The organism is Flavobacterium flevense (assembly GCF_900142775.1).
In the GTDB taxonomy this organism is placed as follows: Bacteria; Bacteroidota; Bacteroidia; order Flavobacteriales; family Flavobacteriaceae; genus Flavobacterium; species Flavobacterium flevense.
Genome location: NZ_FRCC01000001.1, coordinates 93,812 through 112,113, shown reverse-complemented (window position 1 = coordinate 112,113; position 18,302 = coordinate 93,812). Strand labels below are relative to the sequence as shown.

Annotated in this window: 14 protein-coding genes; 10 read left to right on the top strand and 4 right to left on the bottom strand. The window is 35.0% G+C overall.

Annotated elements, in window-relative coordinates; all coding sequences use genetic code 11:
* Nucleotides 1–110: 110 nt before the first annotated feature.
* A complete protein-coding gene (locus BUB89_RS00495; RefSeq protein WP_073240797.1) occupies nucleotides 111–896 on the bottom strand; it encodes a TrmH family RNA methyltransferase in 786 nt (261 codons plus the stop codon).
* A gap of 170 nt (nucleotides 897–1,066) precedes the next feature.
* Between BUB89_RS00495 and BUB89_RS00490 the strand changes: the two genes are divergently transcribed.
* Entirely contained in the window at nucleotides 1,067–1,672 is a 606-nt protein-coding gene (locus BUB89_RS00490) for a trimeric intracellular cation channel family protein (protein ID WP_073240795.1), read from the top strand.
* 9 nt (nucleotides 1,673–1,681) lie between these two features.
* On the opposite strand, the gene BUB89_RS00485 is transcribed toward BUB89_RS00490, so the two are convergent.
* Nucleotides 1,682–2,365, bottom strand: a complete 684-nt coding sequence (locus BUB89_RS00485; protein WP_073240793.1) for a cell division ATP-binding protein FtsE — start codon at nucleotides 2,363–2,365, stop codon at nucleotides 1,682–1,684.
* 169 nt (nucleotides 2,366–2,534) lie between these two features.
* On the opposite strand from BUB89_RS00485, the gene BUB89_RS00480 reads away from it, so the two are divergent.
* Nucleotides 2,535–5,549 carry a tetratricopeptide repeat protein gene (locus tag BUB89_RS00480; RefSeq protein ID WP_073241798.1) on the top strand — a complete coding sequence of 1,005 codons (3,015 nt, stop codon included), beginning with the start codon at nucleotides 2,535–2,537 and terminating at the stop codon, nucleotides 5,547–5,549.
* Nucleotides 5,550–5,658: 109 nt separating this feature from the next.
* A complete protein-coding gene (locus BUB89_RS00475) occupies nucleotides 5,659–7,389 on the top strand; it encodes a TonB-dependent receptor (RefSeq protein WP_073240791.1) in 1,731 nt (576 codons plus the stop codon).
* 179 nt (nucleotides 7,390–7,568) lie between these two features.
* Here BUB89_RS00475 and BUB89_RS00470 read toward each other — a convergent pair whose 3' ends face one another.
* On the bottom strand, nucleotides 7,569–8,114 hold the full coding sequence (locus BUB89_RS00470) for a DUF2911 domain-containing protein (protein ID WP_073240789.1): 546 nt from the start codon (nucleotides 8,112–8,114) through the stop codon (nucleotides 7,569–7,571).
* 187 nt (nucleotides 8,115–8,301) lie between these two features.
* Here BUB89_RS00470 and BUB89_RS00465 point away from each other — a divergent pair, with 187 nt between their 5' ends.
* The 6 genes from BUB89_RS00465 (at nucleotide 8,302) to BUB89_RS00440 (ending at nucleotide 15,015) form a co-directional block, all read left to right on the top strand.
* Complete coding sequence (locus BUB89_RS00465; RefSeq protein ID WP_073240787.1) at nucleotides 8,302–8,751, top strand: hypothetical protein; 450 nt, start codon at nucleotides 8,302–8,304, stop codon at nucleotides 8,749–8,751.
* A gap of 382 nt (nucleotides 8,752–9,133) precedes the next feature.
* The gene (locus tag BUB89_RS00460) at nucleotides 9,134–9,403 is read left to right on the top strand and encodes an Asp-tRNA(Asn)/Glu-tRNA(Gln) amidotransferase subunit GatC (protein WP_073240785.1); all 270 of its coding nucleotides are present in this window, start codon (nucleotides 9,134–9,136) and stop codon (nucleotides 9,401–9,403) included.
* A gap of 2 nt (nucleotides 9,404–9,405) precedes the next feature.
* Nucleotides 9,406–10,803, top strand: a complete 1,398-nt coding sequence (locus BUB89_RS00455; protein ID WP_073240782.1) for an amidase — start codon at nucleotides 9,406–9,408, stop codon at nucleotides 10,801–10,803.
* Nucleotides 10,803–14,147 carry a bifunctional amidotransferase subunit GatB/aspartate--tRNA ligase AspS gene (gatB/aspS, locus tag BUB89_RS00450; protein ID WP_073240780.1) on the top strand — a complete coding sequence of 1,115 codons (3,345 nt, stop codon included), beginning with the start codon at nucleotides 10,803–10,805 and terminating at the stop codon, nucleotides 14,145–14,147. Before BUB89_RS00455 ends, gatB/aspS begins: the two co-directional genes overlap by 1 nt.
* Before the next feature lie 191 nt (nucleotides 14,148–14,338).
* Nucleotides 14,339–14,635, top strand: coding sequence for a type II toxin-antitoxin system HigB family toxin (locus tag BUB89_RS00445; RefSeq protein WP_073240778.1), 297 nt, complete (start codon nucleotides 14,339–14,341; stop codon nucleotides 14,633–14,635).
* Between the two features lie 11 nt (nucleotides 14,636–14,646).
* Nucleotides 14,647–15,015 carry a helix-turn-helix domain-containing protein gene (locus BUB89_RS00440; RefSeq protein WP_073240776.1) on the top strand — a complete coding sequence of 123 codons (369 nt, stop codon included), beginning with the start codon at nucleotides 14,647–14,649 and terminating at the stop codon, nucleotides 15,013–15,015.
* Nucleotides 15,016–15,192: 177 nt separating this feature from the next.
* On the opposite strand, the gene BUB89_RS00435 is transcribed toward BUB89_RS00440, so the two are convergent.
* Nucleotides 15,193–15,651, bottom strand: a complete 459-nt coding sequence (locus tag BUB89_RS00435) for an RNA methyltransferase (protein WP_073240774.1) — start codon at nucleotides 15,649–15,651, stop codon at nucleotides 15,193–15,195.
* 640 nt (nucleotides 15,652–16,291) lie between these two features.
* On the opposite strand from BUB89_RS00435, the gene gyrB reads away from it, so the two are divergent.
* Complete coding sequence (gene gyrB, locus BUB89_RS00430) at nucleotides 16,292–18,235, top strand: DNA topoisomerase (ATP-hydrolyzing) subunit B (protein ID WP_073240772.1); 1,944 nt, start codon at nucleotides 16,292–16,294, stop codon at nucleotides 18,233–18,235.
* Nucleotides 18,236–18,302 lie beyond the last annotated feature (67 nt).

The following is an 18,302-nucleotide window of genomic DNA, read 5'->3' as shown; positions in this document are numbered from 1 at the left end:
TTTTAAAAAACGTCTGGTTTTTAAAGTAGAAAATCGAAGTTATAACTATTTAATTTCTAGTGTTACATCTGCATTCTAACATCTAAAATCTAATATCTGAAATCTCAATTTTAAAACCCTCTTTGTCTTTTGGCTTCGAATATTAAAATGGCTGCAGCAACAGAAACATTCATGCTGTCGATTTCGCCTTGCATTGGGATGATAATATTTTGTGTGGCAGCGTCACGCCATTCCTGTGTAAGTCCGGTCGCTTCAGTTCCTACAACTAATGCGGTAGGTTTTGTGAAATCCTGGGTGTGATAACTGGTTGAATTTTGCAAAGTTGCGCAATAAAAATTGATGTTTTTTTCTTTTAAAAAAGCAATGATTTCAGCAGTACTTGCCGTTGCAATTTGGTTTGTAAACAAACAGCCTACACTCGAGCGAACAATATTGGGGTTGTATAAATCACTTTTGGGATTGGCAATAATCACAGCATCTAAGTTTGCTGCATCTGCAGTTCTTAAAAGTGCACCAATATTTCCCGGCTTTTCCGGAGCTTCGGCAATCAGAATTAATGGTGTTTCAGAGAGTTTTAAATCCGAAAGTTCTAATGATTTGGATTTGGCTACAGCCAAAACGCCTTCGGTAGTATCGCGATAGCTTAGTTTTTGAAATACTTCTTTATTTATTTCTATTAAATCGGCATGGGGAGCTAGTTTTTTAGCTTCTGCTTCGCTGTAAATTTCAGGATAAAATAAAATGGTTTCAATTTGATAATTTCCTTTTACAGCCAATGAAATTTCACGAATGCCTTCAATCAAAAAAGTACCTGTTTGTCTCCTGTTTTTAGCTTTCTCCTGTAATAATACCAAAGATTTAATAAAGGAATTTTGAATGGAAGTAATTTGTTTCAAGAGGTGCAGGATTTAGAATTAAATTCAGAGCAAAGATACACAGACAATGATTGTTTTGAAAAATAGATATTAAAATTTTATTCAATTTAAGGCAGAATAAAAGGGCTTAGGTTATTTAAGTGAGTTGTTTTTCTTTAATTTGCTATAAATCACTAATTAAATAATCAGCTATGTTTAGTTTTTTAGAAATTGTGGGAACAATGGCTTTTGCTATGTCCGGTGTGTTGACTGCCATGGAAAAAAAGTTAGACCCTTTTGGTGTTTTTATCATTGCCTTTGTAACTGCAGTGGGTGGTGGAACCTTGCGGGATGTTTTGATAGGGCGGACTCCGGTGGGCTGGATGATGGATTTAGAATATGTGTATATGATTATTATCGGGTTTCTTCTGGCAGTAGTTTTTCGCAGGAAATTCGATAAATTAAGAACTTCTTTGTTTCTTTTTGACACCATCGGTCTTGGTGTTTACACCTTAACGGGATTGAGAAAGGGTATTGAAATAGGTTTGCATCCCATGATTTGCATTGCTCTGGGGACAATCACCGCATGTTTTGGCGGTGTTATCCGTGATATTTTATGCAATGAAATTCCGGTAATCTTCCGTAAAGAGATTTATGCTACTATTTGTATTCTTGGCGGAATTCTGTTTTTTATACTCAAAACCTTCCAGCTTAATGACGAGATAATTTATTTCACGGTAGTCTCCGTAATTATTAGTGTACGGTTAATGGCAGTAAAATACAAATGGCATTTACCGGCTTTAGAAAGTAATAAATAGGTTTGTTAATTAAACGGTTCTCTGAACGACTTCAAAAATTTTAGAATCCTCACATTTTAGTGTTTTTGAAGGGAATTTCATTAGCAAAGCATAATCGTGAGTGGCCATGATAATGGTTTTTCCGTTTCCGTTTATTTTTTTCAAAACATCTAAAACTTCCACACTGGTTTGAGGATCTAAGTTTCCTGTAGGCTCGTCAGCAAGAATAAGTTCAGGGTCATTAAGCAATGCTCTCGCAATAGCTACACGTTGTTGCTCACCACCTGAAATTTGGTGTGGCATTTTTTGCGCATAGTTTTTCATGCCTACTTTATCCAGTACTTCTTCTATTTTTCGTTCCATTTCATTTTGGTCAGACCAGCCTGTAGCTCTAAGAACAAAAAGCATGTTGTCCTGAATAGAACGATCCGGAAGCAGTTTGAAATCCTGAAAAACAATACCAATTTTACGTCTTAAAAACGGAATATCATTTTCTTTTAAGGTTTCTAAATCAAAGTCTACGATGTGTCCGGTTCCTTCTGTTAAGGGTAAATCGGCATAAAGCGTTTTCATGAAACTACTTTTTCCGGAACCTGTTTTTCCAATAATATATAGAAATTCTCCCCGGTTGACTTCCAGGTTAACATTCGATAAGACTACTTTATCTTCCTGATAAATGGTTGCATTTTTTAATGACAGTATGGCTTGGGACATAATTTGCTTTTGTTTATGGTGTAAAAGTAATTATCAATTATGAAATAGCAATATCAATTATTAGTTTTTTATCTTCTGTTAAAATATTTGTTCATAATAAAACTAATTAATCCCCCGTTATAAATCTCAGAATATAATATATTTGGGATATTAAAAAAAATAAATGAAAATGCGTAAACTTTCGTGGCTCTTTTTTTTATTGGTTTTTGTTAAAACCAATATGCTCTTAGCACAGGAATCAACAATATATACCAGTAATTTAAAGGATTATAGCAGGGCAGTGGCTTTGTTTAAAGATAATCAATATGCTTCGGCTCAGTACCTTTTTGAAAAAGTAGGAGATGAAACTCAAAATGAAGAAATGAAGTCAGATTGTGCCTATTATGATGCCAGTTGTGCTGTACGATTAGGGCATCCTAATGCAGATGTACTCATGGAATCCTTTTTAGAAACTTACCCTACGAGTTCAAAAAGTAATCAGGCTTACACTGAAGTAGCTCATTTTTATTTCAATCAGGAAAATTATACTGAGGCTTTAAGATGGTTCGAAAAAGTAGATGAAAATCAGTTGAGTGCTAAAGATAAGGATCGTTTTAATTTTCAAAAAGGCTATAGTTTTTTTAGTTCCAAGAATAAAAAAGAAGCTACCGCTTATTTTAATAAAGTATTAAATTCAGATGTTTATGGGCCTCAGGCCAAATATTATCTGGGTTTTATGGCGTATGAAGGCGATAATTATCAAGAAGCCAATAAATACTTTGATGCCGTTTCAGGAGATGAAAAATATGCCGAAAAGTTATCCTATTATCAGGCTGATATGAATTTTAAATCGGGCAATTTTGAAAAAGCAATTGAGCTTGGACAAAAAGCAATGGCAAAATCAAATGCTGCAGAAAAATCAGAACTGAATAAAATTATTGGAGAGAGTTATTTTAATTTAAAAAAATACAACGAAGCTATCCCTTATTTAGTCGCTTACAAAGGTAAAAAAGGAAGATGGAATAATACCGATTATTACCAATTAGGGTATGCTTATTATAAACAAAATGATTTTGAAAATGCGATAGCGCAATTCAATAAAATTATTGGAGGAAAAGACGGAGTAGCGCAAAATGCCTATTACCATTTAGGTGAAAGTTATCTTAAACTAAATAAAAAACAAGAAGCGCTGAATGCTTTTAAAAATGCATCCGAAATGCCATTTGACACAGCAATTCAGGAAGATGCTTATTTAAATTATGCAAAATTAAGCTATGAATTAGGGAATTCTTATCAAAGTGTGCCTTCTATTTTGTTAGGATTTATCAATAAATATCCCAACAATTCCAGCCGTTCAGTTGTAGAAAAATTATTGATCGATTCATATATCTCTTCTAAAAATTATAAAGAAGCCTTAGTTTTATTAGAAAAAAACAAAACTCCTGAAAATAAAGAAGCATATCAAAAAGTAACTTTCTACAGAGGTTTAGAGTTATACACCGATAGAAGTTATACGCCAGCTTTGCAAATGTTCCAAAAATCCTTAGGAAATGCAATGAATGCTGAGTTTACAGCCAGAGCTACTTTCTGGAAAGGAGAAACAGAATATGTTTTGAATGATTACAATAAAGCATTGTTGAGTTTTAAGCAATTTATTGGAATGTCAGCAGCGGCTGCAACTCCTGAATATAAAAACAGCAATTATAATGTGGCTTATGCTTATTTTAAATTAAAAGAATACGATTCGGCAGGCGATGCTTTCCAAAAATTTATTGACAAAGTAAAAGACGATAAAACAAGAATAACAGACGCTTATTTACGTTTAGCCGATTGTCGTTTTGTGACTTCTAAATATTGGCCGGCAATGGATGCTTATAATAAGGTAATAGAATTAAAAAGCGTAGATGCTGATTATGCGTATTATCAAAAAGCGCTTTGCTATGGTTTTGTTTCTAAAAATGACAAGAAAACTGAGGAATTGAATTCGTTTGTAGCGGCATATCCAAAATCCAGTTACCGTGATGATGCTCTATTCGAATTAGCAAATACCTATGTTGCGACTAACAAACAAGATTCAGCTTTAAAAACTTACGATCGATTAATCAGTGAATATAAAAATAGTGCTTTTACAGCCAGAGCGATTTTGCGTCAGGGATTAGTTTATTATAACTCAGACAGAAGTTCGGATGCTTTAGTGAAATTTAAAAAAGTAGCTGCCGAATATCCTAAAACTCCCGAAGCTTTAGAAGCAGTTGCTACCGCAAGATTAATTTATGTTGATGGTGGAAAAGTGGACGAATATGCCAATTGGGTAAGAACTTTGGATTTTGTCGAAGTTACTGATGCTGATCTCGATAATGATACGTATGAATCGGCAATGAAACAATTTGAGCAAAATAATACGGCTCAGGCTATTTCCGGATTCAGAGCTTATATTTCAAGTTTTCCAAATGGGATTCATGCTTTGAAAGCTAATTTTAATTTGGCGCAGGCCTATTATGCTGAAGGTCAAAAGGACAAAGCTTTACCTAATTATGAGTATGTAATCAATCAGCCCCGAAATGAGTTTACAGAGCAATCCTTAACACGAACTGCTCAAATTTTATTAGATTCAGCAGATAAGCAAAAAGCAATTCCGGTGTTAAGTCGTTTAGAAAATGAAGCTGATTTGTCCCAAAATAAAGTTTTTGCACAATCCAATTTGATGAAATTGTATTATGAAAATAAAGACTATTCAAACGCAGTGGTTTATGCTGATAAAGTTTTGAGTAATCCAAAAACAGATAATAATGTTCAAAGCGATGCGCAAATAATCATTGCACGTTCCGCCATGCAAACAGGCGATGAGGCTAAGGCAAAAGCCGGTTATGCAAAAGTAATGCCAATTGCCAAAGGAGAATTAGCTGCCGAAGCCTTGTATTATGATGCTTATTTTAAAAACAAAGAAGGCAAATTTGAAGCTTCAAATACTTCGATCCAAAAATTAGCAAAAAGTTATTCAGCATATCGTTTGTATGGTGCCAAAGGATTGATTTTAATGGCTAAAAACTTTTACGGATTAAAAGACAGTTTTCAGGCTACTTATATTCTGGATAGTGTCATTAAGAATTTTGCCGATTTCCCGGATGTGGTTACGGAAGCTCAAACCGAGTTAAGCCGAATCAAATCAGAAGAATCTAAAACAAATTCTTCGATAGCCAATTAGAAAGTACAGAAAAAAGACAATAGAATATAGATTAGAGATAGAAAACAATTATCCGCTTTCGACTCGCTCTCTTTTGGAGAGGGTTTTGGAGAGAAATAAAAAATAAAATATGAAATTCAATTTCCAAAATAAAATAATAACTGCTTTGTTTCTAATGGTTTTACAGTTTTCTTTTGCTCAAGAGAAAGAAAAAAGCATTGGTTCAGAAGAAGTAAATATTGTAAAACCATATACGCCAACAATATCCGATGCCTCCAAGATTCAGGAATCTGCTGTGCTGGAGGATGAGGGAAATACCAAGAAAGAAACCATCAACTATTCGATTTTTTCTTTTCCTGTTGCCTCCACTTTTGCACCTGCCAAAGGGAAGGCGGAAGGAGTTGACAAAGAAGCAAAAGAGAAATTCTATAATAACTATGCAACTATTGCTGCCGGAAATTATGGAAACCTGAATGCCGAATTATTTGTCAATCAGGAATTAAACAATAACAATTATGTGGGCGGAATGTTTCGTCATTTCTCTTCGCAGGGCGGGATAAACAATATCAAATTAGACGATTGGTTCTATAACACCGCTTTAGATTTGACTTATGGTGCTAATCTTGATAATATGTCCTGGAATCTTGATTTAGGTTATCAGAACCAAGTGTACAACTGGTATGGTTTGCCAATGGATTTTGATGATTCATTGCTGGGTAATATTGATTCAAAACATGCTTATAACGGTATTTCTTTAGGTGGTAAACTGGAATTTAATGAAGGTTTTTTTAAAGAAGCAGCTATGAAATTTAGCCATTTTTCGGATAGTTTTGATTCATCTGAAAACAGATTTTTTGTAAAACCTTCGTTGCGATTTGATGTTGGAAACCAATTTGTAAGAACAGATATCACAGTGGATTATGTGGGCGGATCATTCGATAAAAATTATTTAAATACCAATACAGAAGCTATCAGATACGGTTTTACAAATTTAGGAATTTCGCCTAGTTTTGTTATTCAGGAAAATGGATGGGATATAAAATTAGGAGCTTCGTTGTTTTATAGTATGGATAATAAAGGAAATGACAGTCAGTTTTTAATTTATCCAAATATCAATGTTGCTTATCCGGTTGTGGAAGATTTAATGATTTTTTATGCAGGAGCCGAAGGAGGTTTAGAGCAAAACTCTTATATGGATTTTGTAAAAGAGAATCCGTTTTTATCACCAACATTAGCTATTGTGCCAACAGACAGACAATATGATGTTTTTGCAGGTTTGAAAGGGAAGTTAGCTTCCAGCGTGAGTTATAATCTTCGTGGTTCTTATACTAATGAAAGAAATAAAGCCTTGTTTAGAGCGAATGATTATACTGAAGATGCGACTAATGAAGATTATGCATTTGGGAACTCCTTTCAGGTAGTTTATGATGATGTTCGAACTTTCCGTTTTTCAGGTGATTTAAAAGCTGATTTTTCTGAGAATGTAAGTTTTTCTGTTGGTGGTGCTTTTAATAGTTATAAAAACAGCAATGAGCAGGAAGCCTGGAATTTGCCGGCTGTTGAAGTAAATTCTTCGATTGATTTTAATATTACACCTAAATGGTTTGCCGGTGCCAAAGTATTTTATGTAGGCGAGCGTAAGGATTTGCAAATAAATTTAACGGATGCGTTAGTTACTTCTCCAACAAAATTAGGCAGTTATTTTGATTTAAATTCGCATGTAGGTTATAAATACAATTCGCAACTAACAGCATTTTTGAAATTGAACAATATGACTGGTAAGTCTTATCAAAAATGGATGAATTATCCGGTTCAGGGTTTTCAGGTAATGGTAGGAGCTAATTTTAAATTTGATTTTTAAGTTAGTTTAAATACAAAGTTCACAAAGAAGGCACGAAGTTCACAAAGATTTAATTTGTGAATTTCGTGCCTTTTTCTTGAAAATAACCTTTGACTTTTTGTATTACTCTGCTAACTTAGCGTTCTCTGCGGTTAAAAAAACTTTGTGAACCTTGCGTTTCCTTTGTGGTTAAATACAAGTTATTCTGTAAAAGGAATCGCAATACGCATTTTGTCCCAACCGATGTTTAAAACCATTCCTTTGTCAGCCGGAGTGAAAACCATTGAAAGTGCTTCCAGAGATTCTTCTGCCTGTGTAACAGGAACGCTTAAACGGGCAAGATCGTTTTCGGATTTATAGTTGTAAGCACCCCAAACATTGATAGCTCTGTTAATGATAACGGTGTAATTGTCTTTTCCCGGAATAGTATATAAGGAGTAGGTTCCTGATTCAATTTTTGTTGATCCCAGTTTTACATCTCTGTAAAAAGTGATTTCGGTAGCCTCGTTAGCACCGGTTCTCCACACTTTTCCTTCAGGAGCCAGTTCGTTTAAAGAACGTCCTTTAAGTTGCGGACGGCTGTAAACCACCTTAGCCATTTTAGTTGGAATTTTATTGTCAGCAGGGTATAAAGCCTGATCCAGCGGACTTTTATCTAAGCCAGGGAATTTTTGAGCTTGCGCATCAGTAGCTAACAATAATAAGAAACCAAAAGCGATTGCGGAAATAAGTTTTAATTTTTTCATAATGATTTTAAAATGAATAAGGATTAGTAATGATTGTTTTACGAAGTTAAATAAAAAAATAGTGTTAGTAAGTTAAGAAATCCAAATAGTAATAAAATAATGAGTTTTTGATAATAAAGTCAATTTACTTTTTTACACTTTAAAAAAGCAACATCTTTGTAATCTAAGAAACGATTATTTCAATAAAATGACATTTAAACAAAAAATACATCAGTATTATTCCCGATTAGTAGAGGACAGAATCGATGCTTTCAGGGATATGATTTCGGCATTGACAGAGGATTCTAAAAACGATGCGAAAGGCTCGGCTGGAGATAAACACGAAACCGCCTTGTCGATGATGCATCTGGAACAGGAAAAATTCAATACCAAACTAAGAGAGGTCTTAGAACAAAAAGCCGTTTTGGATAAAATTGATGCTTCGGTAATTGCAAAAACAATCGTTTTAGGAAGTTTGGTAAAAGCTAATGGAATTTATTTGTATCTGTCTTTGGCTTTGCCAAAAATTAATATCGATGGAATAAATGTAATTGCTTTGTCTCCGCAATCGCCATTGGGAAGTAAGTTAATGGGAAATGCAGTTGGTTTTACTTTCGAAATTAATGGGACGAAATATTTGATTGAGAGTGTGGAGTAGTTATAGTGTTGTCTAAATTAAAATTCTCGATATCTGACGGGTCGCTCCTCTGGAGCTGTGTCAAAATAAATACTGTTTCTACAAACAGTACACTCCTGACGGAGTTATTTTTAGTTCTTTAACGACTTGCTATTTGTTGTAAAATGAATACTGTTTTTATAAACCGAAGACTCTGACGGTGCTTTTTTTAGTCCCTTCGGGACTTACTGTTTGTAGAAATAAAATGAGTATCTAAAAAAAGCTCCAGAGGAGCGAACTGTAAGTTGGTGTCGTAAATATTGGTTTTTATGCATTTGAAATCATTTAAAAAAATCGAATTCCCTAAAAAAAACTTTCGTAAATTCGCGACCTTAAAAGTTTGACTTTAAAACGAATTAAAATTATGAGTAAAATAATGACAGTCGACATCTTGTCGAGCATTAAAGGAGCACAGCCTTCAGAGAGCGTGAACAAATTATTTGATGTAATTAAAAATGCACATCCATCAAATAATAATTCCTTAAATAATGTCAATCATAATTGTGTGTCTGTTAGTGATTTAAGAGAGGATGTTGTGGTAGAGAGTTCGGCAATGGAGAAAGAACTTATCATTGAAAACTTCCCGAACAAGAAAAATGGATTTTTAGTAGTTGCTAAAGTTATAGAAGGATAAACATGGATTCTCAGATAAAAAAAATACACCAACAATTGGTGTCCAAACAAATCACTTGTACGGCTTTAGTGCAGGAGAAATTAGATTTACTTAAAGAAAATAAATACAATTCGGTTAATTCTTTATTGGATACTTTGGCGCTGGAATTAGCGGCTAAAGTAGATGCTAAAATTGCAAACGGAGAAACTATCGGTTTGCTGGAAGGAATTCCTTTTGGAATTAAAGATGTATATATGGTGCAGGGAACTTACACAACTGCAAGTTCTGATTTGTTGAAAAATTATAAATCACCTTATACCGCTACCGCTATTCAAAAATTATTGGATTCTGGTGCTATTCCGTTAGTAAAAGAAAACTGCGACAGTTTTGGTCATGGATCTTCTAGTGAAAATACCATTTTTGGAGCAGTAAAAAATGCAATAAATCCGGAATTAGTTGCAGGTGGTTCAAGTGGTGGATCAGCGGTTAACGTTGCTAAAGATTATACGGCGTTTTCTATAGGTGGTGATACAGGAGGTTCGATTCGTCAGCCTGCCGGTTATAACGATATTTATGGTTTTAAACCAACATACGGAAGAATTTCAAGATTTGGTTTGATGGCTTATGCGTCTTCTACAGACTGTGTGGGTCCATTGGCAAAATCAATTGAAGACATCCGAATTGTGCTGAATGTCATGAGTGGTAAAGATCCAAAAGATCAAACTTCAATTGCTTCACATGAAATTACTGAGGAATCATTGGCTGTTTCGCCTGTAAAAACAATTGGTTATTTTAAAAACTTTATTGAAAGCGAAGCTATTGATGCCCAAATAAAAGCAGATTTTTTAGCGAGCATCGAAAAAATAAAAGCCAAAGGGATTGCAGTAAAAGAACTGGATTTCTTTAAATCAGATCTTTTAGTTTCTACTTATTATACACTAGCCATGGCGGAAACGGCTTCGAATTTATCCCGTTTAGACGGAACCAATTATGGAAACCGAATTGAAGGGGAGAATTTAATTGATACGTATGCTGTGACACGTTCGGAGAATTTTTCGGAAGAAACAAAACGCAGAATTGTAGGTGGAAATCAGGTATTGTCCCAAGGTTTCTCTGATGAAATCTATTTGAAAGGATTGGCTGTAAGAGATCAGATTTCGGAGAATTTCAGTAAGGATTTTGAAGAAGTGGATATTGTCTTATCTCCGGTTACACCAGCAACACCACCTAAAATAGGGGATAGTTTAAAAGATCCTTTGGCAATGTATTTATCCGATGCTTATACTGTTGGTTTCAGTTTAGGGCAATTGCCTACTTTGACCGTGCCACAAGGAACAAGTACGGGATTGCAAATTACAGCAGCAAAAAATAATGATGAATTAGTTATGCAGTTTGCTAACTTCTTAAAAGATACACTATAATGGAATTGGAACAATTAACGGCGGCATTAAAAGCCCACGATTTAGAATTGGTAATCGGACTGGAAACTCACGTTCGACTGAATACCAAAACCAAGTTGTTTTGTTCTTGTCCCAATCAGGAAATTGAAACACCTAATCAAAATATATGTTCGGTTTGTACCGGACAAATGGGCGTTTTGCCAGCTTTAAATAGAGAAGCAATTACGAAGGCGATTTATTTTGGAAAAGCAGTCAATTCTTCTTTTAGTAATGAAGTGATTTCCTGGGATAGAAAGCACTATGAATATCCGGATAATCCAAAAAATATCCAGATCACGCAATTTCATAACCCAATTATTCCTGACGGACAGGTTTCCTGTTACCGAAATGACGGTTCTCAGTTTACGGTAAATTTAACTCAGGTTCATATTGAGGAAGATGCTGCTAAATTGATGCACGAAAAGAAAATTTCGTTAGTTGATTTTAATAAAGCAGGAGTTCCATTAATCGAAATTGTTACAGAACCTTGTGTTCGCAATATTGAAGACGCTTCCACTTATGCACAATACATTCAGCGTATTGTTCAGAATTTAGGAATCTCGGAAGCGAATCTGGAAAAAGGAGAATTCAAATCGGATGTTTCGGTTTCTTTACGTAAAATCAATTCGAATGTTTTAAACCCAAGAACGGAGATCAAAAACCTGAACTCGTTTAAGTTTATGGTCGAAGCTTTGAAAGAAGAGGTAGAAAAACAATTCAATTATTTTATCGAAAATAAAGAATTTAGACCTGATCAAACGACTGTATTGTGGGATGCTGATTTGAAGCAAACCAAGACGATGCGTAAAAAAGAATTCGAGGCAGATTACCGTTTTATCTCGGAGCCTGATTTGCCTTTCGTGAATATTAAAGCAGAAATTGAAGCCATTAAAGTAGACACAAGTGCGTTACCTTATGCGGTGGAATCTATTTTAATTAACGGAGGCGTTTTGCCGCAGGATGCTAAGTTTTTTACAGCAGATGCTTTGCGTTCCAGAACGTTTGTGACTTTGAATAACGAAATCAATGATCCATCGTTTGTAGCTAAAACTTTGGCGAATAACATCAAGGCTGAAGATTATGATAAGATTCATAATATTGAGCATCTGGTAACTATTTTTGTGTTGTTCAAAGCCGAAAAAATTACAGCGGTTTTAGTTCAGAATGCCATTGCTGGTTATTTGAAAGATCAAAATTTTGATTACAATAAATATTTTGCAGATAACACTATTTCTGAAGATAAAATCCAAGAAGTAATTTCGAAAGTAATTTCAGAAAATGAGGCTGTTGCCAATGATATTAAGGCGGGTGACCAAGGGAAAGCCGGTATTTTAGTTGGTAAAGTTTTAGGCGTTATTGGAAAAGGGGCGAACGGAAAAGTAATTCGTCAGATTATTTTAGATCAATTGACCGTAGGGACAGGTGCAAGCACAAACGTAGTGACAAGTCGCGACTTGTCCGTACCTATGTCCGTACAAAATGGGGATGAAAAGATAATTCAAGAAGAATCCCTTCCTGAAATTCCTATTATTATAAAAGATACGTACAGAACACACAAAATTTCGCAATTATCAGAAGAAAACATCCAACAAGAAGTGATGTTATCCGGCTGGATTGCCAGTGTTCGTGACCACGGTGAATTGATGTTTATCGATTTGCGTGATTCCAGTTATGAGATTTTCCAAATCCGTATCAGTAGAGAATCATTCCCTAATATCGATGAGTTGGTGAAATTAAAACCGGAATCGGTAATTTCAGTAAAAGGTATTGTGGTGGGTCGTAATGAAGATGATTACAATGCAGGTTTGCGTACCGGTAAAATTGAATTAGAAACTTCCGTTTTAGAGATATTAAACTTGTCTAAAACATTGCCTTTCGAAATAAAAAGAGCGGCTAAAACAAACGAAGCAACTCGTTTTCAATATAAGTTCTTAGATCACAGAAATGAGGAAGTAAGAAGAGCTATCGTAAATCGTCATAAAGTAATTAAATTATTGCGTGACATTTTAGATGAAGAAGAGTTTTTAGAAATTGAAACACCTATTTTAAGTGCAGGAACTGATGAAGGAGCACGTGAATTTATTGTTCCTACACGTAAACAAGCTGGTTTCTTTTATACGTTACCGCAAGCGCCACAACAATTCAAGCAAATGTTGATGGTAAGTGGTTATGAAAAATATTTCCAGGTGGCGCGTTGTTTTAGAGATGAGGATTCTCGTGGGGATCGTCAGCCGGAATTTACGCAATTGGATATGGAAATGGCGTATGCCAGTATGCAGCAAATTATTGATTTGAACACGAAAATGTTTAATGAAATAGTAACTAAAATTTATGGTAAAAAATGGATTTTACATCCGTTTGAAGTGATTACCTATAAAGATGCGATGGATTTCTACGGTTGTGACCGACCTGATTTGCGTTACGGCTTAAAAATGCAGGACATTACCGAAATTGTAAAAGATACTACTTTCCAGGTTTTTTCTAAACCAATTGAAGAAGGCGGAATTGTAAAATGTATCAGAGTTTCGGCTCAGGAGCAAGGAAACAAGCGTATGTCTAAAGGGCAAATCGAAACCTTAACAGCTGTTGCACAACAACACGGTTTGGGTGGTTTGGCTTATATTATTGTTAATGAAGAAGATTTGCAATCGCCAATTATTAAATTTTTAGGCGAAGAAATTGCTGCCGGAATTATTAAAGCGACTAATGCGCAAGTGGGTGATATTGTGTTTTTCTCAGCGGCTGATTATGCTACGGCTAATAAAGCTTTGGATGCTGTTCGTCAGGAAATGGGTAAAATGCTGAACCTTATTAATCCAAAAGAATTGCGTCCGGCGTGGGTAGTTGATTTTCCAATGTTTGAAAAAACAGACGAAGGAAGATGGACGTTTACACATAATCCGTTCTCAATGCCGGCTATCTATGATTTGAAAAAACATATGGATGGTAACGAAGATGAAATAGGTTCTATCATCGCACAACAATATGATATTATTCTGAATGGTTACGAAATAGGTGGAGGATCTGTTCGTGCACACAAATCGGAAATTCTGGAAGCGACTTATAGAAATATGGGTTACAACAAAGAAGAAATGATTAAAAGTGTGGGAACGATGTACAAAGCTTTCCAATATGGAGCGCCACCACACGGAGGAATCGCTTGGGGAATCGATCGTTTGATGATGATTTTAGAGAAAAAAGCTTCTATCAGAGAGGTAATGGCTTTCCCTAAAACAGGAACCAGTGAAGATTTATTATTTGGAGCTCCATCTCCTTTGTCTGATAAAAAGGTCGAAGAGATGAATGTGAAGATTATGAGGAAATAAAATTTTAATAGCAAAATTCAATTTCAATGACAATTGCAAATTGAAAATTAAAAAAATCCAAAGCAGCATTTCGAATGTTTGTTTTGGATTTTTTTTATTTGGTTTTGATTTCTCTTGTTAGGTTTAGGATTTAAGTAAAAAGTTCGTAAAAAAAGAACTTTTTGCTTATCTTTGTACTATAGTTGGAGAATATGAAAAGAATTATTGCTAAAAAGACTTTGAAAGATTTTTGGGAAAATCACGCTGATGCGGAACAGTATTTGAAAACATGGTATGAAACGGCAAAGAATTCTAATTGGCGTTCTCCAAATGATATTAAACAAACTTTTATTAATGCAAGTGTATTGAAAGACAGTCGGATTGTTTTTAATATCAAAGGGAATTCGTATCGATTGATTGTGAAATTCAATTTTGAACGGCAATGGGCATTCATTCGATTTATTGGAACCCACGCTGAATATGATAAAATAAATGCTGACACAATTTAAAATTTACAAATATGAAAATCGCACCTATTAAAAATGAAAATGATTATGAGAAAGCACTTGAGCGACTTGAAGTAATATTTGATGCCGCTCCTAATACTATTGAGGGTGATGAGGCAGAGATTTTGTCCATGTTAATTGATAATTATGAAAATCAATATTTTCCTATTGAAGCTCCGGATCCAATTGAGGCCATAAAAATTAGAATGGAAGAAATGAATATCAAGCAGAAAGATTTGGTTGGAATTATTGGAGGAAAAAGTAGTGTTTCTGAAATTCTAAACAAAAAGAAAAGATTAACGGTGGATATGATAAGAGAATTGGAAAGAGTTTTGAATATTTCAGCTTCTGTTCTTGTGAATAACTATCAGTTGAGAGAGTAGTGATGCATTGAAATTCAATTGCAAAATTCAAGGGCAATGGCAATGGCAAAATTCAATTTCAATGACAATTGCAAATTGAAACATAAAAAATCCAAAGCAGCATTTTAAATGTTTGTTTTGGATTTTTTATTTTTTTTAATTGATTTTTGTCGTTGTCATTGTCATTGTTGTTGAATTTTATGACCTCGGCTTGTTAAGTCCTCTGTCATAAAGCACGATAGTGCCTGCCACAGAGACATTCAAACTTTTTTCGGATTTGAATTTCACTAAAGAATGGCATTTTTCAATGGCTTGTTTAGAAAGTCCGTTGTCTTCGGCTCCTAATAAATAAACACAGCGTCTTGGGTGTTCGAATGTTTCTAAATCTTCGGCTCTTTCGTCTAATTCTACTCCAACCAGACGGGCACCTTTAGGCAGGTTTTTGAAGAAATCATCAAAATTCTCGTAATGGAAATAAGGCATCGATTTTACAGCATTGTGTGTATCGCAGGCTTGTTTGGCATATCGATTGCCGATGGTGAAAATAAAGCTGGCACCCAGATTTTGGGCAGAGCGCCATAAAACGCCCAGATTTTCCGGTGTTTTTCCGTTTTGAATTCCGATACCGAAAAATTCGTTTATAAAATTATCATTCATGAGGCAAAAGTACAACTGTTGTTAGTATTTTCAAATTTTAGATTTGAATTGGCTCACAGGTTTAGCGGATCAAACGGATTTTACTCGGATTTAATTATCTGTTGAATGTTAATCTAGCTCTATGTTAAGTTTTTATATTTTTTTAAATCTGCCTAATCTGCAAAAAAAACAGCGTGGAAAATGAGCATGCAAATTTAGCAGATTTACGCAGATGATAGGTTGAAAATGATTGTTAGTTGTGATGTTGTTCGCACTGTTTTGCGTGAAGGATAGGAGCTGGCTACCGAAGTAGCGCGGATAGCCTGCCACCACTGAGCAAAGGAGCTTTATCGACGTAAAGAATAGTAAGCTCCTTTGCTTAGTGGTGGCACGCCCGAATAGCTGATTAATCTCAATTTCAATGATAATAGAAATAACAATAATTAAAGTACTTGGATTTCGGGTTTTCAAGGTTTAGCATTGTTATTTTTGGATTCCTATTTTTTTATTGCCATTGAAATTGATATTGCTTTTTCGCTGTAGAAATTCACATTTTTTGTTGATAACTTAAGCACTTATAAGGTTATTTTTAACGGTATATAGTTTCGGTTTTTATATATTTGTTCGTTAGACAAAAAATTACATTTTTAGAATAAAATATATGAGCGAAGAAATCAATAAAGGAAATTATTCAGCAGATAGTATTCAGGCATTAGAGGGAATGGAGCACGTAAGAATGCGTCCTTCCATGTATATAGGTGATGTAGGAGTTCGTGGACTTCACCATCTGGTTTATGAGGTTGTGGATAACTCCATTGATGAGGCGATGGGAGGACATTGTGATACTATTGGTGTTGCAATTAATGAAGACGGATCCATTACGGTTGAAGATAATGGTCGTGGTATTCCGGTAGGAATTCATAAAAAAGAAGGTGTTTCGGCATTAGAGGTTGTAATGACTAAAATTGGTGCCGGAGGTAAGTTTGATAAAGATTCTTATAAAGTTTCCGGAGGTTTGCACGGTGTAGGGGTTTCATGTGTGAATGCTTTGTCTAATCATTTAACTGCGACAGTACACAGTAGTGATGGAAAAGTGTACCAACAAGAGTATGAGAAAGGAAAAGCCTTATATCCAGTAAAACAAATAGGAGATACTTCTAAGAGAGGTACTATTGTGACTTTTTATCCGGATCCAACTATTTTTACACAAACTACAGAGTATTCATATGATACGCTATCGGCTCGTATGCGTGAGTTGTCTTTCCTGAACAAAGGGATTACAATTACTTTTACAGATAAAAGAGAGATTGATAAAGACGGAAATTTCCTTTCGGAAGTTTTTCATTCTACGGAAGGATTGAAAGAGTACATTCGTTATTTAGATGGAAATCGTGAGCCAATTATTGCGCATGTAATTTCTATGGATCACGATAAAGGAGATATTCCAGTTGAGGTGGCTTTGATTTACAATACCAGTTATTCTGAGAATATATTTTCTTATGTAAATAATATTAATACCCACGAAGGAGGTACGCATTTACAAGGTTTTAGAACTGGTTTAACCCGTTCGCTTAAGAAATATGCAGATGCTTCCGGAATGTTGGATAAGCTGAAATTCGATATTTCCGGAGATGATTTCCGTGAAGGTTTAACAGCAATTATTTCGGTAAAAGTTGCAGAACCACAATTTGAGGGACAAACTAAAACCAAACTTGGAAACAGAGAAGTAGTTTCTCCAGTGAGTCAGGCGGTAAGTGAGATGGTGGAGAATTATTTGGAAGAAAATCCAAATGATGCTAAAATTATTGTTCAAAAAGTAATCCTTGCGGCTCAGGCACGTCATGCGGCTAAGAAAGCGCGTGAGATGGTGCAGCGTAAAACCGTTATGGGTGGTGGTGGATTGCCAGGAAAATTATCAGATTGTTCGGAGCAGGATCCTGCAAAATGCGAAGTGTATCTTGTCGAGGGAGATTCAGCAGGAGGAACGGCAAAACAAGGTCGTGATAGAAACTTTCAGGCTATTTTGCCATTGCGTGGTAAGATTTTGAACGTTGAAAAAGCGATGCATCACAAGGTTTTTGAAAACGAAGAGATTCGAAATATATTTACAGCACTTGGTGTAACTGTTGGTACTGAAGAAGATAGTAAAGCATTGAATATATCTAAATTGCGTTACCATAAAGTAATTATTATGTGTGATGCCGACGTTGATGGTAGCCACATTTCTACTTTGATTTTGACATTCTTCTTCCGTTTTATGAAAGAATTAATCGAGGAAGGACACGTTTATATAGCGGCTCCTCCATTATACTTGGTTAAAAAAGGAAACAAGAAAGAATATGCATGGAATGACGTGCAACGCGATCAGGCCAATGAAAGAATGGGTGGAAGTGCCGCAATTCAGCGTTACAAAGGTCTTGGAGAGATGAATGCAGAGCAATTGTGGGAAACGACAATGGATCCTAATTTCAGAACTTTACGTCAGGTAACAATTGATAGTTTAGCCGAAGCTGACAGAGTTTTTTCTATGTTAATGGGGGATGAAGTTCCGCCAAGAAGGGAATTTATTGAGAAAAATGCAGTTTATGCTAATATTGACGCATAAAAAATAGTTTATTGGGGTTTATTTTTAGCAATAAAATTGTAGATTAGCAGGAGTTAACCAATTTATA

What these genes read in the sequence shown, in the direction of transcription:
- BUB89_RS00475 (WP_073240791.1), top strand. Translation starts at nt 5,659, where the DNA reads ATGAAATTCAATTTCCAAAATAAAATAATAACTGCTTTGTTTCTAATG.
- BUB89_RS00455 (WP_073240782.1), top strand. Translation starts at nt 9,406, where the DNA reads ATGGATTCTCAGATAAAAAAAATACACCAACAATTGGTGTCCAAACAA.
- gyrB (WP_073240772.1), top strand. Translation starts at nt 16,292, where the DNA reads ATGAGCGAAGAAATCAATAAAGGAAATTATTCAGCAGATAGTATTCAG.
- BUB89_RS00460 (WP_073240785.1), top strand. Translation starts at nt 9,134, where the DNA reads ATGAGTAAAATAATGACAGTCGACATCTTGTCGAGCATTAAAGGAGCA.
- BUB89_RS00440 (WP_073240776.1), top strand. Translation starts at nt 14,647, where the DNA reads ATGAAAATCGCACCTATTAAAAATGAAAATGATTATGAGAAAGCACTT.
- BUB89_RS00445 (WP_073240778.1), top strand. Translation starts at nt 14,339, where the DNA reads ATGAAAAGAATTATTGCTAAAAAGACTTTGAAAGATTTTTGGGAAAAT.
- BUB89_RS00435 (WP_073240774.1), bottom strand. Translation starts at nt 15,651, where the DNA reads ATGAATGATAATTTTATAAACGAATTTTTCGGTATCGGAATTCAAAAC.
- BUB89_RS00480 (WP_073241798.1), top strand. Translation starts at nt 2,535, where the DNA reads ATGCGTAAACTTTCGTGGCTCTTTTTTTTATTGGTTTTTGTTAAAACC.
- gatB/aspS (WP_073240780.1), top strand. Translation starts at nt 10,803, where the DNA reads ATGGAATTGGAACAATTAACGGCGGCATTAAAAGCCCACGATTTAGAA.
- BUB89_RS00485 (WP_073240793.1), bottom strand. Translation starts at nt 2,365, where the DNA reads ATGTCCCAAGCCATACTGTCATTAAAAAATGCAACCATTTATCAGGAA.
- BUB89_RS00490 (WP_073240795.1), top strand. Translation starts at nt 1,067, where the DNA reads ATGTTTAGTTTTTTAGAAATTGTGGGAACAATGGCTTTTGCTATGTCC.
- BUB89_RS00465 (WP_073240787.1), top strand. Translation starts at nt 8,302, where the DNA reads ATGACATTTAAACAAAAAATACATCAGTATTATTCCCGATTAGTAGAG.
- BUB89_RS00470 (WP_073240789.1), bottom strand. Translation starts at nt 8,114, where the DNA reads ATGAAAAAATTAAAACTTATTTCCGCAATCGCTTTTGGTTTCTTATTA.